The following is a 25581-nucleotide window of genomic DNA, read 5'->3' as shown; positions in this document are numbered from 1 at the left end:
GGTAATCGTGCCGTCACCCGCCATCGAGGCTCCGGCTGCCGAGCCGACGCCCGCGGCGCCGGCGAGACGCACCCTCGACACGGCCGTGTTCTGGACGGTGCTGGTGATCGGCGCGTTCGCCGGCGCCTGGTACGTCAAGGAAGTGCTCGCGAACATGGGCACCCTGATGCACCTGAAGGACCTCGGCGTCTACCAGATCGCGGGCCAGCGCGTCCTCGACGGCCACTCGGTCTACGACACCCCGCTGCTCGGCAACACGCGCGGCGTGTGGGAGTTCGTGTACGCGCCCTTCGCGGCGCTGCTGTTCGTGCCGCTGGCGAAGCTGCACGGCGACGTGTTCACCGTCGTCGGCTCGTTCGGGGACTTCGTGATCCTCGCGGTGGGCGTGTGGGCCGCGCTGGCGATGTTGAACTACCGGCGCGACGTGAAGCTGGTGATCTTCAGCCTGCCGGTCGCCGCGCTGCTGCTGTGGGTCGAGCCGGTCCGCGAGACGATGGCGTTCGGCCAGATCAACATCCTGCTGATGACGCTGGTGCTGGTCGACATGGCGCTGCCGGACTCCTTCCGCGGCAAGGGGATCCTCACCGGGATCGCGGCCGGGATCAAGCTGACGCCCGCGTTCTTCGTGCTGTACTTCCTGTTCAGCAAGCGCTACCGGGCCGCGCTCGTTTCGGCGCTGTCGTTCGTGGCCACGGTCGTCATCGGGTTCCTCGTGATGCCGCACGATTCGAAGACGTTCTGGTCCGGTGCCTTCGCCGACCCGACCCGTGTCGGCGTGCCGGAGAACCCGCAGAACGAGTCGCTGCGCGGGATGTTCGCCCGCAGCATCGGCCTCACCGGTGGCTATCAGCTGCTGTGGCTGGTGCTGGTCGCCGTGCTCGCGGTGGCGTGCCTGCTGCTCGCGCGGCGGCTGTCGTTCGGCAACCAGGAGCTGCTCGCCGTGACGTTGTGCGGGCTGGCCACCACCGCGGTCTCCCCGTACTCCTGGGTGCACCACTGGGTGTGGCTGGGGGCGCTGATGATCTACCTGCTGGACGCGTCGTTGCGCCGCTGGGCCTGGGGTTGGTGGATCGCGCTGGTGCTCGCGGGCGTGGTCGCGTCGGGCGGCGTGCTGATGCTGCTGGGCTCGGACCAGAGCACGGTGATCACCATCCCGTCGTGGGGGCACCTCGGCGTCGTCTACCACAACGCCTACATCTGGCTGACCGTCATCGCGTTCGCCGTGGTGGCGCTGCGGCTCAAGAAGCTGACGGCGGACCGAACCACCGAGTGAGGACGTCGGTCACCGGCCCTTCTCCGGCCCACACGACGTAACCGTCGGGGCGCACCAGCATCGGCTCGTCGCCGGGCGCTGTGTCGACGCGGTCTTGCCAGCCCTCGGCGTTCGCGCCCGTCAGCACCGGGCGCCCGTTGCGAAGCAGCGAGCGCAGCGGCGCGGGCACGAAGGCGCCGACGCGGGGGTTGTCCGGGCCGAAGTCGTAGCGCAGGTTGACGCCGGTGATCATCTCGCCGAGGTGGCGGTTCACCTGCTCCAGGTCCATCAGCTCGGCGAACACGTCGTGCAGCGCGTCGGCCCCGAAGGCGAGCGCTGTCTGTGCCCGGGTGTTGTGCAGGACGCGCGCGGCGACGGGCCTGCGCTCGGTGCCGTAGGTGTCCAGCAGGCCGGGCGGCGCCCAGCCCGCGACGGCCGCGGCGAGTTTCCAGCCGAGGTTCATCGCGTCCTGCAGGCCGAGGTTGAGCCCCTGCCCGCCCGAGGGCGCGTGCACGTGCGCGGCGTCGCCCGCCAGCAGCACGCGGCCGAGGCGGTAGGGCTCGGCGAGCCGGGTGACGTCGGTGAAGCGGGAGATCCACTTCGGCTCCGCACGGAACCGGATCTCCTGCCCGGCGACCCGGCTGACGGCGGCCTCGACCTCCGCCACAGTGACCGGATCCTGGTGCGGCGCAACGCCTTTCTCGGTGACGAGGATGCGGAACGGCGTGACGAGCATGGTGCCGCCCGGGGTGCGCCGGTGCCCCTTGGCCGGCTGGCCCAGCAACTCCGGCACGGCGATGTCGGCGAGCCAGGACGTGGTGGTCGGTTCGTGGCCGGGGAAGGAAAACCCGGCGAGCTTGCGCACCACGCTTCGTCCGCCATCGCAGCCGACGAGGTATTCGGCGCGCAACGAGCTGTCGCCGGTGTGCACGGTGACGCCGTCGTCGTCCTGCTCGACGCCGAGAACTTCCTTACCCCGCTGGATTTTCGCGCCGAGGTGCGCGGCGTGCCCGGCGAGCGCGTCTTCCAGCGCGGACTGCGGGATGCCGAGCAGGCCGGGGTGGTTCGTGTCGAGCAGGTCGTGGCGGAGTTTCTGGATTCCGGCGAAATGCCCTGGCACCGGCAGATTGCCGCTTTCCCTCAGTTTCGCGAGCAACTCCGGTCGATCGGCGAACCCGTCTTCGAACCATTGGCGGCCGCGTTCGGTGAGCAGGTCGACGAGGCCTCTCAGCTCCATACTTTCGGTGCTGCGCGCGTGCAGTCCGGCGGCCTTCGAAAACCCCGTCGGCCGCGGCAGTTTCTCCAGCACCACCACGTCGACGTCGTGCAGCGCCAGCTCCGCGGCGAGCAGCAGGCCGACCGGGCCGGCGCCCGCGATGATCACGTCCATGACGTCTCCTTAACTAGTTAAGCCGCAGTCGCCAGCATGTCCTTAACTTGTTAAGGTGTCAAGGTGGGTGTCGATCGGGAACTGGCAGTGTCGGTGGCTTTGCGCCTGTTGGACGAGCATGGGCTGGAGAAGCTGACGTTGCGTCGGATCGCGGCGGAGCTGAATGTCCAGGCCCCCGCGTTGTACTGGCATTTCGCGAACAAACGCGCCCTGCTGGACTATCTGACGGATGCCATGCTCGCCGGCGAACTGGCCCGCCTCGGCGAGCCGCGGGGCGTGTGGTGGGAGTGGCTCGAATCCGCGGCGCACGCGCTGCGGCGGGCGCTGTTGGCACATCAGGACGGCGCCCGGGTCGCTTCGGGCGCGGACCTCAACCGCGCCGCGTCGCTGGGTCTGCTGCTGAACTCGTGCATCGAGGTCCTGCACGGCGCGGGTTTCGACTACCCGTCAGCGGGGCGCGGGGCGTCGGCGTTGCTGTGGTTCGTGATCGGGCGCACGGTCGAGGAGCAAAGCCCGCCGTCGGACGAGGATGTGCGGGAACTCGTTGAGGCGCAACGACTTCCGGCCTTGGTCCAAGCGATCCGCGAGGGATACGGCAAGGCGGGCTCAGCCGAGGAGACGTTCGCCTACAGCCTCGGCATCATGCTCACCGGTCTGCGCACCTTGCAGGACGGCTAACCGCCGGTGGGAATCGAGCAGCTCGGCGCGGTCGAAAGTGCTTGTGGTGACCAGGATTTCGTCCGCACCCGTGCGCGCGACGAGTCCGTCGAGTTCACGAGCCACCTCCTCCTCCGTGCCGCGAATCTGGCCGCGCAGCGCGTCGGTGAACACGCGCCGTTCGCGGGCCGTCATGTCGCGGGGGATCTCGTCCGCCGGGATGAGCGGAGGGAACTCACCGTGGGTGCGGGAATACGCCGCCGCCCACGCTTCCGGCAGCAGCAGGCGCTCGGCCTGTTCGGCGGTTTCGGCCACCGCGATGGTGGCGGAGACGACGACGTACGGGTAAGGCGACCAGGTCGACGGCCGGAAGTTCTCGCGGTAGCGCTCGATCGCCGCCATCATGCGCTCCTCGCCGCGGACGTTGGCGATCACGAGCGGCAGCCCCAGCTCGGCGGCGAGGCCCGCGCCGGCGCCCGTGGCCAGGATGAACGGCGGGATCCGCAGCCCCTCGGCCGGGAACGCATGCACGCCGGGGTGGTCCTGCTGCGTGCCGTCGAGGTAGCCGAGCAGCAGCCGGACCTGCTCGCCGAAGCGGTCCGCGTCGTCCTTGTCGTGGCCGAGCGCGCGCCGGATGCCGCCGGTGAACCCGACCGACCGGCCCAGCCCCATGTCGATCCGCCCCGGGTACAGCGACGCCAGCACCCCGAACTGCTCCGCGACGACCAGCGGCCGGTGGTTGGGCAGCATCACGCCGCCGGTGCCGACGCGGATCTTGTCCGTCGACGCCGCCACCGCCGCGGCTAGCACGGTGGGCGCCGAGCCGGCGACACCGGGCACGCTGTGGTGCTCGGACACCCAAAACCGGTGGTAGCCGAGCTTTTCCGCCTGCACGGCGAACTCGACCGTGTCCCGCAGCGCCGCGGCGTGGTCCGCCCCGCGCCTGGTCCGCGACCTGTCGAGCACCGAAAGCCTCATACCGTGGTCAACATCGCTGCCGCGGCGCTCGATTCCCTCTAGGGTCGTGACATGCGTTTCGCGATCTCGATCCCGCAGTTCGTGGCCGACGGTGAGTTCGACCCGGCGGCCTTCCGCGCGTACGTCCAGCGCGCCGAAGCACTCGGCTTCCACAGCGGCTGGACGCAGGAGCAGATCCTCGGCACGATGCCGCACCTGAGCCCGCTCGTGACCATGACGTACGCCGCCGCGTGCACCGACACGCTGCGGCTCGGCTGCTCGGTTTTCGTGACCCCGCTGCACAATCCCGTGCACCTCGCCAAGCACCTGAGCTCGCTCGACCAGGTCACCCGCGGCAGGCTGGAGGTCGGCATCGGCACCGGCGGGAAGCGCCGCCCGTTCGCCGCGTTCGGCGTCAGCGCGGAGGGTCTCGTGTCCCGGTTCACCGAGGGCCTGCAGGTGATGCGGGAGCTGTGGACGCAGCCGAGCGTCACGTTCGACGGCCGCTTCTGGCAGCTGGAAGACGCCGGGATGGAGCCGAAACCGTTCCAGAAACCCGGCCCGCCGGTGTGGTTCGGCGGCAGCCACCCCAACGCGCTCGCCCGCGCCGTCCGCCTCGGCGACGGGTTCTTCGGCGCCGGTTCGAGCACCACCGCGAAGTTCGCCGAACAGGTGCAGATCGTGCGGAAGGCGAACCCGGACTTCCCGATCGCCAAACGGGTCTACATCGACGTCGACGACAATGGCGACGCCGCGCGCCGGCACGTGGCTGAGGGTCTGTTCAGCATCTACGGCACCAACGCCCTGCAGGACGTCGCCGTGGCGGGCACGCCGGAGGAATGCGTGCGCGGCGTGCAGGAAGTGGCCGACGCCGGTGCGGAGATGATCCTCTTCACCCCGGTGCGGGACCAGGCCGGGCAGATGGAGCGCCTCGCCGCGGAGGTCATGCCCCGGGTGTCCTGAATGCCCGGCTGGCCCGCAGCCGGGCCACGCGTCACTGTGGCGTGGTCTCCGACAAGGGCGAGGTTCCCGCGTCGGCGCTGACGGTTTCCAGCGACCGGCGGGTGGTCCGTTCACCCCAGCCGAGGAACGCGACCGCGCTGATCGCGAGCGCGGCGGCGACATACACGAACACGGCGGTGTAGCCGAAGCTCGTGAAGATGACCGGCAACAGGTTGCTGCCGCCGAAAGTCGCCAGCCTGCCGAGCCCGTTGCCGAGTCCACCGCCCAGCCCGCGCAGCTCGGTCGGGAAGATCTCCGGCCCGTAGGTGAACGCCAGCACGGTGGAGGTCTGCAGCAGCATCGCGATGAGGAACCCGGACACGAGGATCACCGGTGCCTGGTCGGCGAAACCGTAGACCAGCGCCAGCGCGGTGATGAGCAGGTAGCAGACGCCGAGGCTGTACTTGCGTTCCCAGCGGTCGGTGAACAGCCAGGCGATGAAGGCGCCGGGCAGCGCGCCCAGCTGCACGATGCTGGTGTAGGTCAGGCTTTGCACCACATCGAAGCCGCGCTCGACGAGCAGCGTGGGCACGAAGCTGTTGTACCCGTAGAAGCCGACCACGGCGAAGATGCTGGCGATGAAGAACACGATGGTGCGGCGCCGGTACTGCTCGCTGAACAGTTCGCGGAGACCGCCCTTCGCGGGCGCCGCCTCGGTGAGGACGACCGGCTCGGGCAGGTCCCGGCCGAGCTTGGCCACGGCCTGTCCTTCGAGGCGGGCGACGAGCGCCTCGGCGCGGTCCCCGGTCCCGTTCGCCACCTGCCAGCGGACGGATTCGGGCAGGAACCGCACCATCAGCACGGCGATCACCAGGCCCAGCCCGCCGATCAGGAACACCCAGCGCCAGCCGTTGGTGCCACTGGGCACGACGGCGCGGGCGAACCACGAGATCAACGGGATCCCGGCCAGCCCCATCCCGAAGATCAGCGCCAGGTACCGGCCGCGCAGCTCGCGCGGGTACATCTCGGAGACGTAGGTCAGCGCGACGGCGGTCATCGCGGTCAGCCCGACGCCGGTGAGCACGCGGAAAACGCCCAGCAGAGCCAGGTTCGCGGTGAACGCCGACAGCACGGAGCACACCGAGAACCACACCGAAGACCAGATGAGCGGCTTCTTCCGGCCGTAGCGGTCGGAAAGCCAGCCGCCGATCCACGAGCCGAAGAACATGCCGACGAACCCGAGCCCGGTCACGAGCCCGACGCTCGCGACGCTGAGATGCCACTGCTTGCGCAGTTCGGGGGCGACGAGCGCGAACGTGTTGAGATCGGCCAGTTCGAACAGGAACACGCCGGCGAGCAGGAACGCCCAGCCGAGATGGGAACGGGTGGCGACCGGGATGCGGCCGAATCTGGCCAGCAGCCGCGGGCCGGTACCGGGAGCAGTCATGGATGCCTCACACGTCGTTGTGCCGGACAGGGTTCACAGGCCGAGCGCGTCGGCCTGGTCGAGCGTCACGCGGAGGATCCGGACGGAGGCGATGTCGACCATGGTGCCGTCGACGGCGACCGCGCCGAGCCCCTTGGCCTGCGCCTCGTCGAAGGCTTCGACGAGCTTGCGGGCCTGGGCGATCTCCTCCGGCCTGGGGGCGAATTCCTCGTTGCCGAGCGCGATCTGGCTGGGGTGGATGGCCCATTTCCCGCTGAACCCGAGCGTGTGCGCGAGTTTCGCCTGCCGCTGGTAGCCCTCGGGGTCGGAGAAGGCGGCGAAGGGGCCGTCGATGGCGTCGATCCTGGCCGCCCGCGCGGCGATGGCGATCTTGTTGCGGGCGTAGTGCCACAGGTCGCCGGGATAGCTGCCGTCGCCGTCGCCGAGGTCCTTGACCCGCACGCCCTGCGAGGCGGAGTAGTCGCCGGGGCCGAAGATCAGCGCTTCGAGGCGGGGTGAGGCCCGCGCGATCCGCTCGACGTCGATCATCGCCTCGACCTCTTCGATCAGCACCTCGATCCCGATCCGCTTGCCCAGCCCCAGATCCGTTTCCAGCTGGGTCAGCAGTTTGTCCACCCACCACACGTCGCGAGCGGACTTGATCTTGGGGACGATGATCACGTCGAGCGCCTCGCGGGCACCGGAGACGACGTCGATGATGTCGCGGTAGGCGTAGTGGGTTTCCAGGTCGTTGATCCGTACCGCGCGCGTGGCCGGTTTCCAGTCGTGGGTGCGCAACGCGTGCACGACCTTTTCCCGGGCGGCGACTTTTTCCGCCGGGGCAACGGAATCCTCGAGATCGCAGAAGACGAGATCGGCGTCGCTGGCGGCGGCCTTGGCGAGCATCTTGTCGCTGCTGCCAGGGGTGGACAGTTCGCTGCGTCGCAGTCGCATGGAGTTCCTTCCGGGGGGTTATCGCCGGACGCCGAGCACGTCGGCGTCGTGTTCGCCGAGCAGTGGCGCGCGGCGGAAATCCGGTGCAGGGGCACCGGAGAACTTGATGGGCTGCCCGGCCACGGTCACCGTGCGGGCGCTGCCCGGCTGTTCGAGTTCGACCAGCATCCGGCGGACCCGCGCGTGCGGGTCGGCGTAGATGGTTTCGGCGGTGTTGACCGGCCCGCAGGGCACGTCACCGGCGATCGCTTCGACCACTTCGGACATCGTGCGGCGGGTGGTCCAGTCCTCGATCACCGCGCGGACCTCGTCGCGGACCCGGACCCTGGCGTTGTTGGTGGCGAAGCGTTCCTCGGTGCCGAGCTCGGGTTTTCCCAGTGCCGCGCACAGTTTCTGCCATTGGTGGTCGCGCGGGGCGGCAATGGTGACCCAGCCGTCGGCGGTGCGGTAGAGCCCGAACGGGCACAGCAGCGGATGGTCGTTGCCCTCGCCCACGGCGACCTTGCCGGTGTAGGAGTACTGGTAGATCATCCGCTCGCACAACGAGACGATCGCGTCGTACATCGCCACGTCGACGAACCGGCCGCGCCCGGTGCGCTGCCGTTCGGTGACGGCGGCGAGGATGCCCACCGACAGCAGGGTGGCGGGGAAGATGTCGCCGACCCCGGGGCCGATCTTGGTGGGCGTGCCGGGTGGCCCGGTGATCCCCATGATCCCGCCCATCGCCTGCGCGACCACGTCGAACGCGGGCCTTGCGGCGTAAGGACTTTCCCCGGTCCGGGGGTCGCCGAAACCGCGCAGCGCGCCGTAGACCAGACGCGGGTTGTCCGCGCTGAGGGTTTCGTAGGACAGGCCCATCCGGTCCATCACCCCGGCCCGGAAGTTCTCCACGAGCACGTCCGCGGTGCGCGCCAGCTCGCGGACGGCGGCGATTCCTTCCGGGGACCGGAAATCGGCTACGACGCTGCGCTTGTTGCGGTTGACGCTCTGGAAGTAGCCGCCGTACGGGTGCTCCGCGGCATCCTCGGGGAAGGGGCCGTTGACCCGGGACGGATCACCGGCGGGCGGTTCGACCTTGATCACGTCCGCGCCGAGGTCCGCGAGCAGCATCGTGCAGTAGGGGCCCGCCAGCGCGCGGGTCAGGTCGACGACGACCAGCCCGGCCAGTGGCCCGGTCATCGCGCACCGGCCAGGCGCCGCATCAGCACCCGGCGTTCGCCCTCGAAGACGACCACGTCGTCCTGGTTCACACCCCAGTGCTTGAACGTGACCACACCATCCTCTTTGGACAGTACTTCGGTGTAGGCGTAGAGGGTGTCGCCGTGGGTGACCGGTGCCTTGAGCCGGATCTTGTCCAGGCCCAGCTCGGCGAGGGCGTGCTCCGCGGTGTCCTGTGTGGTCAGTCCGATGACCATCGAAATGGTGACGCCGCCGAACACGAGCACGTGCGGGAAGGCACTGCCCTGGCGGGCGTGGGCGTTGAAATGGGCCTGCGCGGTGTTCATCACCATGTTCGCGATCCCGACGCCGTCCATTTCGGTGACGGTCTTGCCGCGGGCGTGGCGGTAGACGTCGCCCACGGTGAATTCCTCGTAGTGCATGGGGTTTTCCCTTTCAGAGCACGCTGGGCGCGTCGGCGGTGCGGACGAAGTTGGTCCGGATGAAGTCGATGACGACCTCGCCGCCGGCCAGCCCTTCGGTGTGCCAGCTGACGATTCCCATCCCGGGGCGGCTGCTCGACGTGCGCGTGTCGCGCACGCGGCTGCGGGCGCTGAGGGTCTCGCCGACCAGGACGGGCCGGTGGAATGTCAGCTCCTCGACGCCGAGGAAGGGGCCGCCGTTCTCGCTCAGATCCTCTACGCTGAGCCCGAAAACGGTCAGGAACACCAGGTTCGGATGCGCCACGAGCCGGTCGTGCCCCTGTGCCCTGGCGGTCTCGACGTTGAAGTAGACGGGGTTGTAGCTCAACGTCAGCGTCGAGAACCGGACGCTGTCGGACTCGGTCACGGTCCGACCCCAGTGGTGGTCGAACGTCTGGCCGGGTGCGAAGTCCTCGAACGACCGGCCTTTGGGCAGCAGCCGGGCTCGTTCCCTGATCGCGGCGAAACTCTCGGGCACGGGGTGGTTCCTTTCGTTCACGGGCGGAAAAGCCGGCACAGCGGCCGCACGTCGGGCAGTTCTTCGGCGGCGGCGAGCGTGTCGGCGAGGCGGGTGGCCTTGGCGACGCCGAGGACCGGGTCGGCGAGACCGTGGAACTTGGCCAGCAGCCCCGGTTGTTGTTCGGCCGGGTCCTCGTGCCAGGCCGGGGCGTCCATGTCGCGGAACGCCTCGAACTCACGGCCGTCACGGAGTTCGATGTGGACTGTCGCGACAGGACCGTCGAGGCTCGGGTCCGGAACCACGGTGACCTTGTCGCGCAAGGCCACCGTGCCGGCCGCGGTGACGGTGCCGTCGGTGAACAGGTCCGGAGTCGCCCGGTGATGCAGGAGCACCAGCGCCGCGGTGACCCGCAGGCTGAACTTTCCCTCCAGGCCGGTCGCCGGTTCGGGGATCGCGCAGACGTTCAGATGCCCCGGCGGCACGGACACGGTGATGCGCTCGACCGCTCGGGCCGCGAAATCGTGTTCGGTGGACAGCGCGATGATCGCGTTGATGGCCGCGTGGGTCAGGAAACAGGCGGCGTGGACCTTGAACCGCACGTCACGCAGCCGCCACGGGGAACCGAGCCCGGCAGTCAACACCTCGTGGTCGAAGGCACCGGATTCCGCGACGGCGAAGCCCTGTGCGTCGCCGAGGATGTCATCGGCGCTGGTGAAACCCCGAGCGGCGAGTTCCGCGGCCACCACGCCGTTGGCCGCGGCCCGGCCCGCGTGCAGCGGTTTGCTCATGGTGCCGAACACGGCCTTCAACCCCGCGGCCTGCGTCCCGGCGATGGCCAGCGCCGCGTTGGTCCGCTCGGCGTCCAGGCCGAGCAGGTTCGCGGCCGCCGCGGCGGCGCCGAACGACCCGAGCGTCGCGGTGGTGTGGAAACCACGCGCGTAGTGCGCGGGACCGACCACCTCGGCCAGCCGCGCCTGGGTTTCGACTCCGGCGGCGAAGGCCGTCAGCAAGGCGGCCCCGGAAGCGCCGATCCGCTCGGCGACAGCCAGCGCGGCGGGCGCCACCGCGACCGAAGGGTGGCCGACGGTGCTGATCACGTCGTCGAAGTCGAGCGCGTGCCCGGCGGTGCCGTTGGCCAGCGCAGCGGCCGAAGCGGGCAGCGACATCCCGGTGCCGACGACCGTGCACGGGCCGGAAGTCGTTTCGCTGACCAGGAAATCCCGCGCCAGCACGGCGGCGGGCTCACCGGCTCCGGCGAGTGTCGTGCCCAGGACGTCGAGCAGGCACTGCTTCGCCAGCGTGCGCACCGGCGCTGGCAGATCCTCGGCGCGCAACGCGCTGAGCGTCGCGGCGAAGGACGCGGTGGGCGAGAGCTCCAGGGTGGACTCGGTCATGACTCGGCACCCTCCGTTGGGTGGGGACTCCGGGCGTATGCCACTATGTGGCATGGCATCCCGAATTGATGCGGCCAGCATGAGCTCGGGGCCACGCGTCTGTCAATGGCCGGTCGGCCGATACTGGGAATCCGGCGGAAGGAGCGAGCGGATGCAGAGCGTGCTGCGCAGCCTGCGAGTGCTGGAGGCGGTGTCCGAGCACCAGCCCATCGGGGTCGCGGCGCTGTCGCGGATGCTCGACCTGCCCACGTCCACGGTGCAGCGGATCCTCGTCACCCTCGCCGAAGCCGGCTGGACCCGGCCGACCGAGGAGGACCACAACCGCTGGACGCTGACCGGGCAGGCGCTGATCGTCGGCCGCCGCGCGATGGGCGAGATCGGCATCCGCGAAGCCGCGGCCGAGCCGATGACCGCGCTGCGCGACGCGACGCAGGAGACGATCCACCTGTCGGTGCTCGACGGCAGGGAGCGCATCGTGCTGATCGACCGCGTCGACTGCGACCAGCCCGTGCGCACCTACAACCGGCTCGGCAGCGCCGGCCCGCTGCACATCACGGCGATCGGCCGCAGCCTGCTGGCCGCGATGCGTGACCAGGACGTCGAGCGCGTGATCGCCCGCGGCCTGGAGAAGATCACCGAGAACACGATCACCGACCCGGACCGCCTGCGCGCCAGCATCCGCGAGATCCGGGAGGTCGGCTACGCGGTGAACATCGGCGAGAACCGGGCCAACGTCTGCGCGATCGGCGCCGCGGTGCTCGGCCCCGGCCGCAGGCCGGTCGCCGGGATCGCGATCTCCATGCCCGACATCCGGTTCGACCACCGGCAGGTCCCGCACTGGGGCGCGCTGGTGACGAAGGCGGCGGCCGAGGCGAGCGCCAACCTCCGCGACTGACCGGGCTTGACGGCACCGTGCACCCGGGGCGATAGTCGGCGGACCGATGTGGGACGCCATCCCGCAATACGGCATAAACGAAGGAGTTGCCGATGCCGTCGCCCGAGGTCCTGTCCGCGCCCGTCCCCGTGCTGACCCCGCCGTACGACACCGGCGCCAGGGCCGAACTCCAGGCCGAGGCGCGCCGGTTCACCGACGAGGAGGTCGTCCCGGTCGCGGACGAGCTCGACAAGCACAAGGCGGAGATTCCCCGCTCGCTGCTGGAGAAAATGGGAAAGCAGGGCTATTTCGGGATCATGGTGCCCGCGGAGTGCGGCGGCATGGGGCTCGGCGTCTTCGAATACTGCATGATCGCGGAGGAGCTGGCGCGCGGCTGGATGAGCGTCGCGAGCATCATCGCCCGCGCCCAGGGCATGGGCACCGGTTTCGACGATGACGAGAAACGGGTGCGGCTGCTGGAAAAGAGCGCCCGCGGCGAGTGGATCGGCGCGGCCGCGCTGTCCGAGCCGGACGCCGGTTCGGACCTGGCAGGCGTGAGCACCCGCGCGGTCCCCGACGGGGACGACTACGTGATCACCGGCCGGAAACGCTGGTGTGGCAACGCGAAAGCAGCCGACTTCATCCAGCTGCTGTGCCGGGTCCGCGATCCCGAACCCGGCGAGCGCCGGTCGGCGGGCATGGCCACCTTCGTCATCGAGAAGGAGCGCGGCGGTTTCCCCGAAGGTCTTTCCGGCACCCCGATCGACAAGATCGGCTACCACGGGTTCCTGACGTGGAACCTCGAGTTCAGCGGGCTGCGGGTGCCCGCGGCCAACCGCGTGCACGACCTCGGCAGGCCCCGCGCGGGCGGAAAAGGCAAGGAGGCCAACGCTTTCCGCGCGATCGAGCAGGGCCTCAACGTCGCGCGCGTGCACACCGCGGCCCGCGCCGTCGGCCTCGCCCGCGCCGCTGTCGAGGAGTGCGTCCAGTACCTGCAGGAGCGCCACCAGTTCGACCGCCCCATCGGCGATTTCCAGGCGCTGCGGTTCATGCTGGCCGAGATGATCGCCCGCGTCGAGCAGGCGAGGGCGTTCTACCGGCAGGTCGCCTACCTCGTCGACCTGGGGCAGCCGTGTGAGCGGGAAGCCGCGATGGTCAAGCTCCTCGCCACCGAGATGGCCGTGGAGGTGACCGGCCAGGCGATGCAACTGCACGGCGGCAACGGCTACACCACCGAACGCCGCGTCGAGCGCTACTGGCGTGACGCCCGCCTGACCACCGTTTTCGAGGGCACCAGCCAGATCCAGCAGAAGATCATCGCGGACCGCGTGCTGCCAAGGAGCCCGCTGGGCTGAGCGCACCCGGTTCGCCCTGTTCTGGTGTTCCGTGCACTCGTTTTTCCGTTCTGCAGTAAATTTCTGCCGTGCTCACCCTGCGGCGGTTCGGCGGTCCGGTCCTGCTCCCCCTCCTTGGTGTGCTGCTCTTCGCCGGGTCACTCGTGCCGTCGTTGCACGGTCACGGCACCCAGGTCGGCGGCATGCCCGCGCGCCCGTACGACGCGTTGGCCATCGTGGCGATCGCGCTGCAATGCGCGCCGCTGCTCGTGTGCCGGCGTTGGCCGGTCGCCTGTTTCGCCCTGGTGGCGCTGGGTTTCGCCCTCGACCAGCTGCGCGGCTACCACTCGTTCGCCGGCACGGCGCTGCCCATCGCGCTGCTGAACGTGAGCCTGCTCCTGGAACGGCGACGGCGCGTCACCGCGGGGTTGTGTTCCCTCGCGCTCGTGTCGTTGGTGATCGCGTTCTCTCTGCTCGGCCCGGGCGAGCCGATGGTCGAGTTCGTGATGTTCTACCTCGCGCTGGTCCTCGTCTGGGGTATCGGCGTCGGGCTGCGCGCCACCCGGCTTGCGGAGGCCGAACGCCGTCGCCGCGTCGCCGAGGAAACCCGGACAGCCGAACGCACCCGCATCGCCCGTGAACTCCACGACGTCGTCACCCACCACGTGACGGCCATGGTCATGCAGGCCGAGGCGGCCCGCTATCTGACCGCCGCGCCGGAGCGGCTGGAGCAGAACCTCACCGCGGTCGCCGACACCGGCCGCCGCGCCATCACCGATCTGCGGCACCTGCTGGACGTGCTCAGCCCGGACCACGGGATGCCGGCCGCCGACGGGTTCTCGACGCTTGTCGAGCAGACGCGCAGGGCCGGGCAACCGGTGGAGTACACGGAAAAGGGCACTCCCGCGGATCCGGCGGGCAACGCGGGCCCGGTCGCTTACCGGGTGGTGCAGGAGGCGCTGACCAACGCGCTCAAATACGCCCACGGCAGCCGCACGTCGGTGCAGGTGCACCACGGCGAAAAGGAGATCACCGTGGAGATCGACACCGAAGACTCCGGTTCCGTCGTCATGGCGTCTGGCGGGAGCGGGCGGGGCCTCGACGGTCTTCACGAGCGGGTCGAAGTGCTGGGCGGTGACTTCAGCGCGGGCAAACGGGAGGACGGCGGTTTCTCCGTGCGGGCGCGGATTCCGGCCGGGAGCGCGTCATGACGACCGTCCTGGTCTGCGACGATCAGGCGCTGATCCGCGCCGGGCTCGTGACCATCATCGACGCGCAGCCCGATCTCGAGGTGACGGGCGAATGCGGCGACGGGCGGACGGCTGTGGAGCTCGCGCGGAGCCTGCGGCCGGACGTCGTCGTGATGGACGTGCGGATGCCGGTGCTCGACGGGATCGAGGCCACCCGGCTGCTCGCGGGTGCCGACGTGCCCGAGCCCGTCACGGTGCTGGTGGTGACCACGTTCAACCTCGACGAGTACGTCTACCGCGCGCTGCGCGCCGGTGCGAGCGGATTCCTGTTGAAGGACGCGCCTTCCGCGCAGCTGCTGCACGGGATCCGGGCCGTGGCGACAGGCGGGGCCCTGCTCGACCCCGACGTCACGCGGGAGCTGGTCGGCAAGTTCGCCACCCGCATCCGGCCCGCCGAAACCACTCCCGAGGTCCCCCTGACCTCGCGCGAGCTGGAGGTGCTCCGGCTGATCGCGAACGGGCTGTCCAACCGCGAGATCGCCGAGGAACTGGTGCTCAGCACGGAGACCGTGAAGACGTTCGTGTCCCGGATGCTCACCAAACTCCGGCTGCGGGACCGGGTGCAAGCGGTGATCTACGCCTATCGCCACGGCCTGGTCAGCTGACAGCTTCTTCGGCGACGCGCTCGATCGCCTGGACCGCGATGTCCGGCTGGTCGAGGTAGATGTAATGCTCGCTGTTCTGGGCGACGCTCAACCGGCTGCGGCTCGACAGCGCCAGCCACTTGTGCTGCCCCGCGGTCCAGGCCTGCTCCAGGCCCTCGCCGTACTGCGGGACGGCCGCGAGGTACTGCTTGCCGTGCTCGATGACCTCGACCGGAATGGTCCCGGCGGACGCGACGTCCCCGTCGGTGATCACGAGCTTCTCGGGGCTCTCCCCGCGGAAAATCGCGAGCGTCTGGTCGCGGAGCTCGGCCGCGTCGCCCGTCGCGGAGGCCGGGATTTCCCGTTGGAGATCGGCGGTTTGCGTCGGCGAGGTGGCGTCCATCAGGACCAGGCCCTTGACCCTGTCCTGATGCTCCGGCGCGTACCTCGCGGCGATCAGCCCGCCGAGGGAATGCCCGGCGAGTACGACGGGAGCGTTCCCGGCGAGCTGGTCGAGGACGCCGGTGAGGATTTTTCCGGTGCTGTCCATGGTCTGGGGCCCGTCGGGCTGATCGCTGGCGCCCGCGCCGAGGCGGTCGTAGGAGCAGACGCGGTTCTTCCCGCTCAGGGTCTGCTGGATGCCGGCGAACTTGTCGAGCGCGTCGCCGCCGCCGTGCAGCAGGACGACCACGGGTTGGCCCGCCGCCGGCGTCCCCGAACAGGACACGTTCACGGCGCGCCCGTCGACGGTGATCTTCTTGGTTCCGATGAACGCGCTCTCGGCGGTGGCCGCGGATGTGGTGGCCGCGGTGGCGCTCGTGGACGGCGCCGGGTCCGCCTCGGAGGCCTCGTCGCAGCCGGCCAAGGCCACCCCCACCACGGTGCAGCACAGCGCGATCGCCACGGATGCCTTGCGGGACATGATGAACTCCTGGTCTGTGAAGTGAAAACCCCTTACGGCCGCGAGAAACACTAGGGACCCGGGAGTGCCGGAGTCGTCACCATGGAGCGGACACTTGGAGTAGCTCCCGTGGGGGACAAAGGGGGCGCCCGGCCCGTCGAGCAGGAGCCCGCCGGGCACCGAGGCCGGGCCCGGGGGATCATGGGGGGATGCGCGAGGTTGCGATCAGTACCACCCCCATCCGGCTCGGCCAGTTCCTGAAGCTCGCCGGCGTGGTCGACGTCGGCTCCGATGTGCGGTCGCTCCTGGAGAGCGGAGACGTCCGGGTCAATGGAGAAGCCGAGGACCGTCGCGGGCGGCAGTTGGAGCGCGGCGACGTCGTCACCGTCGGCGATACGGAGCTGCGCGTGGCGTGAGGCCGACCTGGACGAGGTGGACTTCGTCGGCTCCTCGGGGCTCTCGGTGGCCACCCTCGGGTATGTCCACAAGGGACTTATCGCGGCGGGTGTTCGCGATTTCACCTTCTTCCCAGTTCGGTTTTCCGGCCCGGTCCGGTTGGGCACCGCCATAGCGGGTAAGCGGAAACTGCCGACTGTGAAAGGAGAACTCGATGACCAAGGCACGCGACATCATGACCAAGGACCCGCAGTGCGTGCGGTCCAGCGAAGCGGTGCTCGACGCCGCGCGCCGGATGGCCGACCTGAAGGTGGGTGCGCTGCCCATCTGCGGCGAGGACAACCGGCTCAAGGGAATGCTCACCGACCGCGACATCGTGGTGCAAGTCCTGGCCGCGGGCAAGGACCCGCGCGCCATCCAGGCCGGTGACCTGGCGCAGGGCGAGGCCGTGACCATCGGCGCCGACGACGACGCCGAGGAGATCCTGCACACGATGAGCAGGCACAAGGTGCGGCGGCTGCCGGTGATCGACGGCCACGACCTCGTCGGCATCGTCGCGCAGGCCGACGTCGCGCGCGCACTCAAGGACCCGAAGGTCGGGGACCTCGTGGAAGCGCTTTCCACCGACTGACGGTTCCTGGCCGGAAAAGCACCCGGTCCACTGTGGACTCAACCACCGTCGAGCCGGTGCAGCAGACGCCGGGCGGGCAGGGCGATCGCGCCCAGCCCGAGCGGCGAACTCGCCGCGCAGGGCGCCGTGCTGACGGCGTACGACCCCGAAGTACCCGAGGGCCCGGAGTGGCTGCCCACCGCCGGAAACCCTTACCAGGCAACCGATCGCGCCGATGCCGTGGTGATCCTCACCGAATGGCCACAGTTCCGCGAACTGGACTGGCCCCGCATCGCCGCCCTCACGCGCCGGCCCGTCGTGGTCGACACCAGGAACCTCCTCGACGACGCCCTGCTGGCCGGCACCGGAGTGCGCCGTGCCGGCGTGGGCGAACCAGCCACGACCGGGAGGTGACCCGCTTGGTTTCCCCCGAGTCGAGGGCCAGCGGGCACGGATTCGGCTACGGACCGGAACTCGTCGCGGAGCTGGTGCCCGGAAGCCAGCCGGGCCCCGCCGCCAGGAACTGGACTCGCTGGCGCACAAGGGAAATATGGGCCGTCCCGTCGAATTTCGACCGTTCGACGGAGTTCGACCATTGGCGTGGGTGCTTGCGGTAACGCAGGGTGGGCGCGTCGACGAGAACGCCCTCGGACACGGCGGAGACCGCCATGAGCAGGCCGGTGTCCTCCATGCCCAGTAGCGCCGTCCAGCCGCCCAACTCGACCACGAGTGCACGGCGCCACATGACGCCCGCCGGGTGCAGGGGAAGCCGGTACCGGCCGGGATCGTCGAGCCACGCCTCGGACAGGCTCCCGCGTGGCAGCACGCCGGGCACCAGCGGCAGCGGATGGTCACGCAGAGTCCCGTCGGGAAGCAGATCACGCGCGTGCCCCGCCGCGAATCCCGCTCGCGGATGCGCCCGCATCGCCGACGCCAGCAGCCGCAGCGCGTCCGGTTCGAGGACATCGTCGGCGTCGAGGTTCTGCAGCAGCGGCGCGGACGACCGCGCCAGCGCGATGTTGCGGGTGACCCCGGGGCCGGCGATGGCCCGGTTGCTCCGCACCACGACCCTGTCGTCGTCCAGGGCACCCGTCATCGCCAGTGCGGCGCGCACCGCGGAGTCGTTGACGCCATCGATCTGCACCAGCCAGCGCCACCGCCGGCAGGTCTGAGCCCGCAACGACGAGTACGCCGCGGGCAGGAACGTCGCATGGGCCGCATGCACCGCGGTCACGACGTCCACCCTCACCTGTTCGTATCTACCACTTACGGTCGTCCGGATGTGATAAGTAGTGGATCAATCACAACCAGTGGAGGGTGCATGGACGAAAAAGCCCTGCTCGAGGGCCTGCGGCAGGCGGCAACCACCGGTTCGCGCGAGCTGGACCGGATCGCCGAGGCCGCCGCGGTGGAGCTGATCGCCGGTGGGGCCGAACCGCCCTTCCGGGTGCGATCCGTCGATTTCGCCACCGATCCCTTCCTCATCTGCGCCGACCGCTACTGGCGGCTGCGGTTCCTCGAACTGCCCACTGTGGACACTGCCGCCCGGTGCGCGCACTGGGTGGCGCACGCGGTCGACGCCGAGCACCGCCGTGACATCGTGGAGAAATGGGCGCTGGGATACGCGTTCATCACGCGCGACACCGTGGAATCGGCCAGGGAACTCACCGAGGCCAGCGGCGTGATCCTGGAAGAGCATCACGGCTCGGCCGCCATCGCCTACTTCGCCACCCTGTACCACGCCGGCAAACTTCGCGCGAACTTCGACTTCGACGATTTACGGCTGTTCCTCGACTCTTCGCTGCTGGCCATGGCCTGCGACGAGCACCGGGCCCAACCGGTTTTCGTCGCGCTGGAGGCATTCGCCGCCTTCGGGAGCCGGACCATCACCAGTGAGCACGCGGTCACCCTGCTGGAGCGGGCCTGGAACTCCCCCGAACGAAGCCCGCACACGATCGACGTGTGCCTCAACGCGCTCTCCGCCGCCGCACCGTTCGACGAGCAAGGGCACCTACTGCGCGCCCGGGCGCAGGAAGCCGTCACCGTCGTCCCGGACAACCACATCTTCCACTTCCGCCTGGCCACCGGGCAGCGCATGTGCCGGGACTACGACAACGCGCTGGACACCATCGACGTCGCCCTACGGCTGCTACCCGCGATCGGAAACCGTGGCAGCCACAAACTGCTTCAGGAGCAGTATCTGCACGAACGCGACATCATCCAGCAGGGCCGCCAGCTCGCCGAATGGTCGGCCGAACAACAGCGACGCTGGGCCGAACAGGACGCCAGCAACGCCGAACTGCGCCGCACCATGCAGAACTCCACCGTCCGCGCGATCGAACTGGTCACCGTGTTCACCGCCGCGATCGCCTTCGCGGTCGGCTCGCTGCAGGTCACCCTCGCCGGCACCCTCTCGGTCAGCGACCGGATCTGGATGATTGCCACCTTCGGCATCGGACTGCTCGTCTTCGCACTCCTCATCATCACCGGAACCTGGTGGATCACCCGGCACCGGCGCAACCCCTGAAGACGTCCGCCGACGGGCGGGGAATTCGCAGCCTGGACTCGATCTCCGCCGCGGCATCGTTGCCGTAGACCTTCGCGACTCGGTTCGCCGCGACCGCTACGGCTCGGTGAGTACGCGATAGCCGGCGTCGACGGGGATTCGGGTGGCGGACAGGGCTGCCAGGTCGGTGTCGACGACCGCGGCGACGACGGCTGCCACGTCATCGGGCTCCAGGATCCGGCCCAGCACCGACCGGGCAGCGCGTGCCGCGACCTGCTCGCCGGTCAATGTGGCCGCCGTGGCATCGGTGCGGACAGCGGCCGGCGCGATGACGTTGACCCCGATGCCGTGCCGGCCGGCCTCGGCGGCGACGTGCCGCGCGAACGCGTCGAGCGCGGCCTTGGCGCTCGCATGGGCGATCGCCCCGGGCCGGGTGCTTTCGGAGCTCTGACTCGACACGTACACGATGCGGCCGGCGTGCTGCCCCCGCATCACCGGCAGCACCCGCTGGGTGAGATGAAACGCGGCAGCCAACTCGCCCTCGATCTTGTCCCGGAAGTCGGGCCAGGGCATCGTCTCTACGGACCCGAACGGCGGCGGCACGTTCGCGTTGCACACCAGGGCATCGATCCGCCCGTGACGTGCCACCACATCGCCGACCAAGGCCGCCACGTCGTCGGCTTCCCGGACATCCGCGCGCGCGAGGTCGGCCGTCCCGCCGAACGCCTCGATGTCGGCGACGACCTGGCGTGCCGAGCGCTGGTCCGAGTGGTAGTTGACCACGACGTGGTACCGGCGGCGGGCCAGCGCGCGTGCGACGGAAGCGCCGATCCCACGCCCGGCCCCGCTGATCAGCGCTGTACGCGTCATCTTCATCCCTTCTGCCACGAACAAATCCGATGCTAGGCAGCAAGCTAACCAGCAGAAAGCCCCTACCTTTGGGTAAGCTCCTTACCCATGGGACGGAAACCAGGTGGCGCCACCGGGCGCCGGGCGGCGGGTGATGTGTTCCACAGCGACTGCCCGGCGCGGATGGTGCTCGACCATGTGACGAGCCGTTGGGGTGTGCTGATCCTGACCGCGCTCCGCGACAACGATCTGCGCTTCCATCAGCTCAGGACCTGCATCGAAGGCATCAGCGAAAAAATGCTGTCCCAGACGCTGCGTCTGCTGCTGCGCGACGGGCTTGTCCGCCGTACCGTCGTGCCGGCCAGCCCACCACAGGTCAGCTACGGCCTGACGTCACTGGGGACGGCCATCGCCGAACCGCTTGACGCCCTCATCGTCCGGATCGGCACCCACGCCCGGCACATCATGGCCGCCCAAACGGCCTACGACTCGATCTGATCGACGGCAGGCTCCGGTGTCCAGCGAGATCTCGGCGCCCACCGTTGCCCGAGGCGCCCGGCCCGCCACACCACGGCCGCCACGAGCCAGGTCACCGCGAACAGCCCGGCCAGCAGGTACCCGACGGTGCTCAGGTCCAGCTCCGCGACCCACGCGAGCGGGCCGTGCCGCACGTCGAGGCGTTCGGCCAGGAGCCCGGTCAGTTCGACGCCGCCGATGACCAGTGCCACGGCCACCGACAGGGCGGTGACGGTCAGGTTGTAGAACACCTTCCGCACGGGGGTGAGCAATGCCCAGCCGTACGCGTAGTTCATGAACGCCCCGTCGAGGCTGTCCATCAGGCTCATCCCGGCGGCGAACAGCACCGGCAGCGTCAGGATCGCGTACCAGGGCAGGGCGGACGCCGAAGCGCCGCCGGCCAGCACCAGCAGGGAGACCTCGGTCGCGGTGTCGAACCCGAGCCCGAACAGCAGGCCCAGCGGGTACATGTGCCACGGCTCTCGCACCGACCGCGCGACCCGGCCGAGGACGCGGTTGAGGAATCCCCGTTCGTGCAGCCGCCGCTCCAGCTCCGCCTCGTCGAACTCGCCACCGCGCAGGCGGCGGAAAACACCGGCGATGTGGCGCAGGGACACCAGGTTCAGCACCCCGATGAGCAGGAGGAACCCGCCGGAGACGAGGGTGCCGATCAGCCCGGTGACGGCGTGCAAGGTGGAATCCTCGGCGGTGATCTCGCCGGTCAGCGCGCGGACCCCGAGGCCGAGCAGGAGGCACAGCCCGAACACGACGCTGGAATGCCCCAGTGAGAACCAGAACCCGGCCGTGATCGGCCGTTTTCCTTCGCCCATCAGCTTTCGGGTCGTGTTGTCGATGGCGGCGATGTGGTCGGCGTCGAAACCGTGCCGCATACCGAGGGTGTACGCGGTGACGCCAAGGCCCACTCCGAAAGCACCCGTTGTGCCCAGCCCGTAGTGCCCGGGAACCACCCCCGCGAACAGCGTTCCCCAGCCGGTCAGGTGCAGCAGCGCGACGGCAACCGCCATCCCGGTGATGCCGCGCCGGTCGCGCGTCTCGAATGCCATCCGCCGCTCCTCCCGCACCAGGCCGGCCTCGTCGCCGACATCAGCACGGTCGCAGCCGCCACGGCCGCCGGGCACTGACCGGACGGAGAGTCGGGGGCCCTCTCATCGGGCCGGACCTGTCCGATCGGGTAGGTACCCGTGGCCGCCGGGAGGGTGTGTCCGCCGTCCTTCCGGAACTACTGTTATGGGGTCGAAGACGACGAGGAGCGCGGCATGCCACGACTGTCCGACCTGCCGAAGGTGCCCGGCACCGTGGTCGGCGGTGTTCTCCGGGACCGCCTGGCTGACGTACCGTGGCATCGGCCGCCGCAGCGCAGCGGGGGCGGTGAACCGCGGGAGGGTGCCGTGCCCGGCGAAGTCCTCGATGAACGTGAAGCGTTGTCCGGCCCCTGTGTCTCCGGCACGCCGGCCTTCTCGCCCGACCTGGCGAAGTTCCACGTCCCGGAGGTCGTGTTCGGCCCCGGTTCCCTCGCCGAACTCGGCCACGCGGCGTGCCGCGTCGGAGCGCGGCGGCCGTTCGTGGTCACCGACCCCGGGCTCATCGAAGCAGGCTGGGTCGCCGAGGCCGAACAGCATTTGCGCGGCGCCGGGCTGCGGCCGCTGGTGTTCTCCGGCGTCACGCCGAATCCCAAGGACCACGAGATCGAGGCCGCCTATCAGCAGTACGCGGCGGCGGGCGCGGACGTGATCATCGCGGTCGGCGGCGGGTCCTGCATCGACGCGGCGAAAGGCGTCGCGATCCTGTCCGGCAACGGCGGCACCATCCTCGGTTTCGCCGGCGTGGACAAGGTCGTGCAGCCGATCCCGCCGCTGGTGATGGCTCCGTCCACCTCGGGCACGGGTGCGGACGTCTCGCAGTTCGCCGTCGTCACCGACACCACCCAGCACACCAAGATCACGATCATCAGCCGGACCCTGGTCCCGGACATCTCGATCATCGACCCGCGGCTGCTCACCACGATGCCTGACGAGCTCAACGCCGCGACCGGGCTCGACGCCCTCACGCACGCGGTCGAATCGTTCGTCTCCCGCGCGCACAATCCGCTGACCGACCAGCACGCCCTGCACGCGGCCACGCTGATCACGCGGCACCTGCTGCACACACTGGTCCACCCGAAGGCCGCGGCACCCCGCATCGCGATGGCGCACGGCTCGCTCGAGGCCGGCATGGCCTTCACCAATGCCATCCTCGGTATCACGCATGCGATGAGCCATCAGGTCGGCGGCCTGCTCGACGCGCCGCACGGCGTGCTCAACGGAGTCCTGCTGCCGCACGCGATCCGCTTCAACGCCGTGACCGACCCGGAGCGCTTCGTGCCACTCGCCGCGGCGACGGGAATCGACGTGACGGGCAAGCCGGCCGACGAGGTCGCCGAGGAGCTGGCCTGCCGGGCGCGGGAACTGGCCGATTCCGTGGGTGTGCCGAAGAACCTGCGGGCGCTCGGGGTCTCCGAGGAGAACATCGAAACGCTGACCCGGACCACGTTGCAGGACGCGTGCCTGGCCACCAACCCGCGGGACGCGAGCGCGGCCGACATCGCCGCCCTGTTCCGGCAGGCCCTGTGATGGACCACGAACTCGATTCGTCCTATTTGGACGCGCTGACCGGGGTCCGGTCGGGTAAGCATTCGTTCTACCCCGAATACGTGCGCAGCGCCGAACGTCTGGAACGAGCGGTCGGCGCGCTGGACCGGATCTCGCGCGCGCTCGTGCGCACGGGTGAAGGGCCGCGAGCGCTCGTCGAAGCGGTCGTGCGCGCGGCCGCCGAACACGTCCAGGCGGAGTGGCTGCTGTTCGCGGTCGCCGACGGCGCGTTGCGCGCCGCCCGCCCCCGGTTCCTGTTGCTGGCAGGCGAAACCCTCATCGACGACGAGCGGCTCTTCCCCATCGAAGCGCGCGAACACTTACGGGTCCTGCGGTCACGCCCATGGGAGGCCGACGAGCCCACGCCCGGCGTCGTGCGGGTGTCCATGACGCTGGACAGCGAGCCGGTGGGCGGGATAGCGGCGCGCCCGGCGCCCGGGATGGACGCCGCCACCGACCTCGCCGTACTGCGGGTGCTGGCGAACCAGGCCGCGGTCGCGCTGCACAACTCCTTCCTCGTGCACGCCACGATGCAGCTGCGCGGACGCACCGAGCAGCTCTCCGAAGCGGCCGAGCAGCAGGCCCGCGATCTGGCCGCTCGCAACGCCGAACTGCAGGAGACCCAGCGCAGGCTCATCGAGGCGATGCAACGCCAGGCTCTCGACGACGAACGCCACCGCATCGCGCGCGAGCTGCACGACAGCGTCACCCAGGATGTGCTCTCGGCCGGCATGATGATCGAGATCTGCCGCTCGGAGCTGGCCGCGCCCGGCGCAGATCCCGACGTCGTCAGCGGCAAGCTCACCGAGGCGAAGGGGCTGACCCAGCACGCCGTGGAACGCTTGCGCGCGGCCATCTACGCCCTGCACCATGCGGACTCCGAGCCATCGGGCACGCTTCCCGTGCTGCTCGAACGACTGTCCACAGTGCACCTTCCGACCGAGCTGAAGGTGAGCGTGGACGTGGCGGGCGAGCCGGTCGCCCTGCCCGGCGAGGCCGAGCACTCACTGCTGCGCATCACCGGTGAGGCGCTGTTCAACACGGTCATGCACACCAACGCGGCGCGGGCGCTGATCCGGCTGGTGTACCGGGGCGACCACATCCGGCTGTCGATCTCCGACGACGGCGACGGCGATCCGGCGCAGCTGCGGAAGATGCTGCGGCTCTCGTCGGCCACCGACCTCGCCGGGGCGCACCGGGGTCTGGCGAACATGCGGACGCGGGTGGAGGAACTGGGCGGGACGCTGTCGATTCGCCGCGCGCGGCTCGGCGGGATCATGCTGGTGCTGGAAGTCCCGTTGCCACTGAAGGAAATGAGGGCGGCGGGATGATCACCCGGGCGCAGACACTGAAGATCGTGCTGGTCGACGACCACGCCATCGTACGGCAGGGGCTCCGGTCCATTTTGGAGCGAGAGAACGACATCACGGTCGTCGGCGAGGCCGCGACGGCCGCCGAAGCCCGCGTGGTGGTGGAGCGCACGCGGCCGGACATCGTGCTGCTGGACCTGAAGCTGTCCACCGGCTCCAACACCGAAGGACTCGACGTGTGCGCGGAGCTGACCGCGCGTTATCCGGACGTGGGTGTGCTGGTGCTGACGACGTTCCTCGACGACGCGCTGGTCGTGGAGGCGATCCACCGCGGCGCCCGCGGGTACGTGATCAAGGACGTGGACACGACGGGACTGGTGTCCTCGATCCGCGCGGTGGCCCGCAACGAAAGCGCGTTCGACTCCCGCTCGGCGTCGGCGATGGTGCGCTCGATCCGGACCGCGCCAGGGGAACCGGTGCTGACCAGCCGTGAGCAGGGTGTGCTGGAGTTGCTGGCGCGCGGCCTGAGCAACCGCGACATCGGCGCCCGGCTGTTCATCTCCGAGACCACGGTGAAGTTCCACGTCCGCAACATCATGCGCAAGATCGACGCGTCCAGCCGCGCGGAGGCGGTGTACGAGGCGAGCAAGATGGGCCTGATCTAGATTGAGCCGGGCCGCGCGCTGATCTGGGCGCCGGGCGGAGACGACGACATCCGCCCGGCGCCCAAG

Annotated in this window: 27 protein-coding genes; 15 read left to right on the top strand and 12 right to left on the bottom strand. The window is 69.8% G+C overall.

All coding sequences use genetic code 11. From position 1 onward, the window contains the following. Positions 1-7 precede the first annotated feature (7 nt). Positions 8-1273, top strand: a complete 1266-nt coding sequence (locus tag FPZ12_RS03875) for a glycosyltransferase 87 family protein (protein ID WP_243769656.1) — start codon at positions 8-10, stop codon at positions 1271-1273. Here FPZ12_RS03875 and FPZ12_RS03870 read toward each other — a convergent pair. Then, on the bottom strand, positions 1239-2642 hold the full coding sequence (locus FPZ12_RS03870) for an FAD-dependent oxidoreductase (RefSeq protein WP_144745578.1): 1404 nt from the start codon (positions 2640-2642) through the stop codon (positions 1239-1241). The two genes, FPZ12_RS03875 and FPZ12_RS03870, sit on opposite strands and share 35 nt — an antisense overlap. A gap of 63 nt (positions 2643-2705) precedes the next feature. On the opposite strand from FPZ12_RS03870, the gene FPZ12_RS03865 reads away from it, so the two are divergent. After that, on the top strand, positions 2706-3320 hold the full coding sequence (locus FPZ12_RS03865; RefSeq protein WP_144745577.1) for a TetR/AcrR family transcriptional regulator C-terminal domain-containing protein: 615 nt from the start codon (positions 2706-2708) through the stop codon (positions 3318-3320). Here FPZ12_RS03865 and FPZ12_RS03860 read toward each other — a convergent pair. Further along, on the bottom strand, positions 3249-4277 hold the full coding sequence (locus FPZ12_RS03860) for an LLM class flavin-dependent oxidoreductase (protein WP_144745576.1): 1029 nt from the start codon (positions 4275-4277) through the stop codon (positions 3249-3251). The genes FPZ12_RS03865 and FPZ12_RS03860 overlap by 72 nt on opposite strands. 51 nt (positions 4278-4328) lie before the next feature. Here FPZ12_RS03860 and FPZ12_RS03855 point away from each other — a divergent pair, with 51 nt between their 5' ends. Next, entirely contained in the window at positions 4329-5219 is an 891-nt protein-coding gene (locus tag FPZ12_RS03855; RefSeq protein ID WP_144745575.1) for an LLM class flavin-dependent oxidoreductase, read from the top strand. A gap of 31 nt (positions 5220-5250) precedes the next feature. On the opposite strand, the gene FPZ12_RS03850 is transcribed toward FPZ12_RS03855, so the two are convergent. The 6 genes from FPZ12_RS03850 to FPZ12_RS03825 are packed head-to-tail and all read right to left on the bottom strand — an operon-like array spanning position 5251 to position 11072. Then, positions 5251-6645, bottom strand: a complete 1395-nt coding sequence (locus tag FPZ12_RS03850; RefSeq protein ID WP_144745574.1) for an MFS transporter — start codon at positions 6643-6645, stop codon at positions 5251-5253. Between the two features lie 33 nt (positions 6646-6678). Continuing rightward, positions 6679-7578, bottom strand: a complete 900-nt coding sequence (locus FPZ12_RS03845) for an HpcH/HpaI aldolase/citrate lyase family protein (RefSeq protein WP_144745573.1) — start codon at positions 7576-7578, stop codon at positions 6679-6681. An 18-nt stretch (positions 7579-7596) separates the two neighbouring features. Then, positions 7597-8757 (bottom strand): CaiB/BaiF CoA transferase family protein, encoded by a 1161-nt coding sequence (locus FPZ12_RS03840; RefSeq protein WP_144745572.1) that lies wholly within the window; start codon positions 8755-8757, stop codon positions 7597-7599. Further along, on the bottom strand, positions 8754-9179 hold the full coding sequence (locus FPZ12_RS03835) for a MaoC family dehydratase (RefSeq protein ID WP_144745571.1): 426 nt from the start codon (positions 9177-9179) through the stop codon (positions 8754-8756). The genes FPZ12_RS03840 and FPZ12_RS03835 overlap by 4 nt, the downstream gene beginning before the upstream one ends. Before the next feature lie 13 nt (positions 9180-9192). Beyond that, the gene (locus tag FPZ12_RS03830) at positions 9193-9696 is read right to left on the bottom strand and encodes a MaoC family dehydratase (protein WP_144745570.1); all 504 of its coding nucleotides are present in this window, start codon (positions 9694-9696) and stop codon (positions 9193-9195) included. 17 nt (positions 9697-9713) lie between these two features. After that, positions 9714-11072 (bottom strand): MmgE/PrpD family protein, encoded by a 1359-nt coding sequence (locus FPZ12_RS03825; RefSeq protein WP_166462561.1) that lies wholly within the window; start codon positions 11070-11072, stop codon positions 9714-9716. A 151-nt stretch (positions 11073-11223) separates the two neighbouring features. Between FPZ12_RS03825 and FPZ12_RS03820 the strand changes: the two genes are divergently transcribed. The 4 genes from FPZ12_RS03820 (at position 11224) to FPZ12_RS03805 (ending at position 15135) form a co-directional block, all read left to right on the top strand. Continuing rightward, positions 11224-11967, top strand: a complete 744-nt coding sequence (locus tag FPZ12_RS03820) for an IclR family transcriptional regulator (RefSeq protein ID WP_144745568.1) — start codon at positions 11224-11226, stop codon at positions 11965-11967. Positions 11968-12059: 92 nt separating this feature from the next. Beyond that, positions 12060-13301, top strand: coding sequence for an acyl-CoA dehydrogenase family protein (locus FPZ12_RS03815; protein WP_144745567.1), 1242 nt, complete (start codon positions 12060-12062; stop codon positions 13299-13301). A 68-nt stretch (positions 13302-13369) separates the two neighbouring features. Continuing rightward, on the top strand, positions 13370-14491 hold the full coding sequence (locus FPZ12_RS03810) for a sensor histidine kinase (protein WP_243769655.1): 1122 nt from the start codon (positions 13370-13372) through the stop codon (positions 14489-14491). After that, a complete protein-coding gene (locus FPZ12_RS03805; RefSeq protein ID WP_144745566.1) occupies positions 14488-15135 on the top strand; it encodes a response regulator in 648 nt (215 codons plus the stop codon). Before FPZ12_RS03810 ends, FPZ12_RS03805 begins: the two co-directional genes overlap by 4 nt. Here the strand turns inward: FPZ12_RS03805 and FPZ12_RS03800 are convergent. Beyond that, positions 15128-16036, bottom strand: coding sequence for an alpha/beta fold hydrolase (locus tag FPZ12_RS03800; protein ID WP_144745565.1), 909 nt, complete (start codon positions 16034-16036; stop codon positions 15128-15130). The two genes, FPZ12_RS03805 and FPZ12_RS03800, sit on opposite strands and share 8 nt — an antisense overlap. 188 nt (positions 16037-16224) lie before the next feature. Here FPZ12_RS03800 and FPZ12_RS03795 point away from each other — a divergent pair, with 188 nt between their 5' ends. The 3 genes from FPZ12_RS03795 to FPZ12_RS03785 all read left to right on the top strand — a co-directional run bounded on the left by FPZ12_RS03795 (position 16225) and on the right by FPZ12_RS03785 (position 17435). Continuing rightward, a complete protein-coding gene (locus tag FPZ12_RS03795; RefSeq protein ID WP_144745564.1) occupies positions 16225-16431 on the top strand; it encodes an RNA-binding S4 domain-containing protein in 207 nt (68 codons plus the stop codon). A 194-nt stretch (positions 16432-16625) separates the two neighbouring features. After that, entirely contained in the window at positions 16626-17042 is a 417-nt protein-coding gene (locus FPZ12_RS03790; RefSeq protein WP_144745563.1) for a CBS domain-containing protein, read from the top strand. A gap of 6 nt (positions 17043-17048) precedes the next feature. Further along, on the top strand, positions 17049-17435 hold the full coding sequence (locus FPZ12_RS03785; protein ID WP_144745562.1) for a UDP binding domain-containing protein: 387 nt from the start codon (positions 17049-17051) through the stop codon (positions 17433-17435). A 46-nt stretch (positions 17436-17481) separates the two neighbouring features. Here the strand turns inward: FPZ12_RS03785 and FPZ12_RS03780 are convergent, their stop codons facing one another. Beyond that, positions 17482-18255 carry a glycosyltransferase gene (locus FPZ12_RS03780; protein WP_208025724.1) on the bottom strand — a complete coding sequence of 258 codons (774 nt, stop codon included), beginning with the start codon at positions 18253-18255 and terminating at the stop codon, positions 17482-17484. Positions 18256-18342: 87 nt separating this feature from the next. Between FPZ12_RS03780 and FPZ12_RS03775 the strand changes: the two genes are divergently transcribed. Beyond that, on the top strand, positions 18343-19548 hold the full coding sequence (locus tag FPZ12_RS03775; protein WP_144745560.1) for a hypothetical protein: 1206 nt from the start codon (positions 18343-18345) through the stop codon (positions 19546-19548). Positions 19549-19644: 96 nt separating this feature from the next. On the opposite strand, the gene FPZ12_RS03770 is transcribed toward FPZ12_RS03775, so the two are convergent. Next, positions 19645-20397, bottom strand: coding sequence for an SDR family oxidoreductase (locus FPZ12_RS03770; protein WP_144745559.1), 753 nt, complete (start codon positions 20395-20397; stop codon positions 19645-19647). 87 nt (positions 20398-20484) lie between these two features. Here FPZ12_RS03770 and FPZ12_RS03765 point away from each other — a divergent pair, with 87 nt between their 5' ends. Next, a complete protein-coding gene (locus FPZ12_RS03765; protein WP_144745558.1) occupies positions 20485-20874 on the top strand; it encodes a winged helix-turn-helix transcriptional regulator in 390 nt (129 codons plus the stop codon). Here the strand turns inward: FPZ12_RS03765 and nicT are convergent. Next, on the bottom strand, positions 20859-21956 hold the full coding sequence (gene nicT / locus FPZ12_RS03760; RefSeq protein WP_166462559.1) for a Nickel transporter NicT: 1098 nt from the start codon (positions 21954-21956) through the stop codon (positions 20859-20861). The genes FPZ12_RS03765 and nicT overlap by 16 nt on opposite strands. Positions 21957-22169: 213 nt before the next feature. Here nicT and FPZ12_RS03755 point away from each other — a divergent pair, with 213 nt between their 5' ends. Genes FPZ12_RS03755 through FPZ12_RS03745 form a run of 3 tightly spaced genes read left to right on the top strand, consistent with a single transcriptional unit; the run spans position 22170 to position 25515 of the window. Further along, positions 22170-23522 (top strand): iron-containing alcohol dehydrogenase, encoded by a 1353-nt coding sequence (locus tag FPZ12_RS03755; RefSeq protein WP_144745557.1) that lies wholly within the window; start codon positions 22170-22172, stop codon positions 23520-23522. Further along, a complete protein-coding gene (locus tag FPZ12_RS03750; protein ID WP_144745556.1) occupies positions 23522-24871 on the top strand; it encodes a MadS family sensor histidine kinase in 1350 nt (449 codons plus the stop codon). Before FPZ12_RS03755 ends, FPZ12_RS03750 begins: the two co-directional genes overlap by 1 nt. Then, entirely contained in the window at positions 24868-25515 is a 648-nt protein-coding gene (locus FPZ12_RS03745) for a MadR family response regulator transcription factor (RefSeq protein WP_144745555.1), read from the top strand. Before FPZ12_RS03750 ends, FPZ12_RS03745 begins: the two co-directional genes overlap by 4 nt. Positions 25516-25581: the final 66 nt, after the last annotated feature.

This window comes from Amycolatopsis acidicola (assembly GCF_007713735.2).
GTDB classification, from domain to species: domain Bacteria; phylum Actinomycetota; class Actinomycetes; order Mycobacteriales; family Pseudonocardiaceae; genus Amycolatopsis_E; species Amycolatopsis_E acidicola.
Note: the sequence above shows the minus strand (reverse complement) of the source record. Positions and strands in the feature narration are given on the sequence as shown.

Excerpts from the sequence above, each read along its gene's own strand:
- FPZ12_RS03870 (WP_144745578.1), bottom strand. The coding sequence starts at position 2,642 with ATGGACGTGATCATCGCGGGCGCCGGCCCGGTCGGCCTGCTGCTCGCC.
- FPZ12_RS03860 (WP_144745576.1), bottom strand. The coding sequence starts at position 4,277 with ATGAGGCTTTCGGTGCTCGACAGGTCGCGGACCAGGCGCGGGGCGGAC.
- FPZ12_RS03855 (WP_144745575.1), top strand. The coding sequence starts at position 4,329 with ATGCGTTTCGCGATCTCGATCCCGCAGTTCGTGGCCGACGGTGAGTTC.
- FPZ12_RS03850 (WP_144745574.1), bottom strand. The coding sequence starts at position 6,645 with ATGACTGCTCCCGGTACCGGCCCGCGGCTGCTGGCCAGATTCGGCCGC.
- FPZ12_RS03845 (WP_144745573.1), bottom strand. The coding sequence starts at position 7,578 with ATGCGACTGCGACGCAGCGAACTGTCCACCCCTGGCAGCAGCGACAAG.
- FPZ12_RS03840 (WP_144745572.1), bottom strand. The coding sequence starts at position 8,757 with ATGACCGGGCCACTGGCCGGGCTGGTCGTCGTCGACCTGACCCGCGCG.
- FPZ12_RS03835 (WP_144745571.1), bottom strand. The coding sequence starts at position 9,179 with ATGCACTACGAGGAATTCACCGTGGGCGACGTCTACCGCCACGCCCGC.
- FPZ12_RS03825 (WP_166462561.1), bottom strand. The coding sequence starts at position 11,072 with ATGACCGAGTCCACCCTGGAGCTCTCGCCCACCGCGTCCTTCGCCGCG.
- FPZ12_RS03820 (WP_144745568.1), top strand. The coding sequence starts at position 11,224 with ATGCAGAGCGTGCTGCGCAGCCTGCGAGTGCTGGAGGCGGTGTCCGAG.
- FPZ12_RS03815 (WP_144745567.1), top strand. The coding sequence starts at position 12,060 with ATGCCGTCGCCCGAGGTCCTGTCCGCGCCCGTCCCCGTGCTGACCCCG.
- FPZ12_RS03805 (WP_144745566.1), top strand. The coding sequence starts at position 14,488 with ATGACGACCGTCCTGGTCTGCGACGATCAGGCGCTGATCCGCGCCGGG.
- FPZ12_RS03800 (WP_144745565.1), bottom strand. The coding sequence starts at position 16,036 with ATGTCCCGCAAGGCATCCGTGGCGATCGCGCTGTGCTGCACCGTGGTG.
- FPZ12_RS03795 (WP_144745564.1), top strand. The coding sequence starts at position 16,225 with ATGCGCGAGGTTGCGATCAGTACCACCCCCATCCGGCTCGGCCAGTTC.
- FPZ12_RS03790 (WP_144745563.1), top strand. The coding sequence starts at position 16,626 with ATGACCAAGGCACGCGACATCATGACCAAGGACCCGCAGTGCGTGCGG.
- FPZ12_RS03775 (WP_144745560.1), top strand. The coding sequence starts at position 18,343 with ATGGACGAAAAAGCCCTGCTCGAGGGCCTGCGGCAGGCGGCAACCACC.
- FPZ12_RS03770 (WP_144745559.1), bottom strand. The coding sequence starts at position 20,397 with ATGACGCGTACAGCGCTGATCAGCGGGGCCGGGCGTGGGATCGGCGCT.
- FPZ12_RS03765 (WP_144745558.1), top strand. The coding sequence starts at position 20,485 with ATGGGACGGAAACCAGGTGGCGCCACCGGGCGCCGGGCGGCGGGTGAT.
- nicT (WP_166462559.1), bottom strand. The coding sequence starts at position 21,956 with ATGGCATTCGAGACGCGCGACCGGCGCGGCATCACCGGGATGGCGGTT.
- FPZ12_RS03755 (WP_144745557.1), top strand. The coding sequence starts at position 22,170 with ATGCCACGACTGTCCGACCTGCCGAAGGTGCCCGGCACCGTGGTCGGC.
- FPZ12_RS03750 (WP_144745556.1), top strand. The coding sequence starts at position 23,522 with ATGGACCACGAACTCGATTCGTCCTATTTGGACGCGCTGACCGGGGTC.
- FPZ12_RS03745 (WP_144745555.1), top strand. The coding sequence starts at position 24,868 with ATGATCACCCGGGCGCAGACACTGAAGATCGTGCTGGTCGACGACCAC.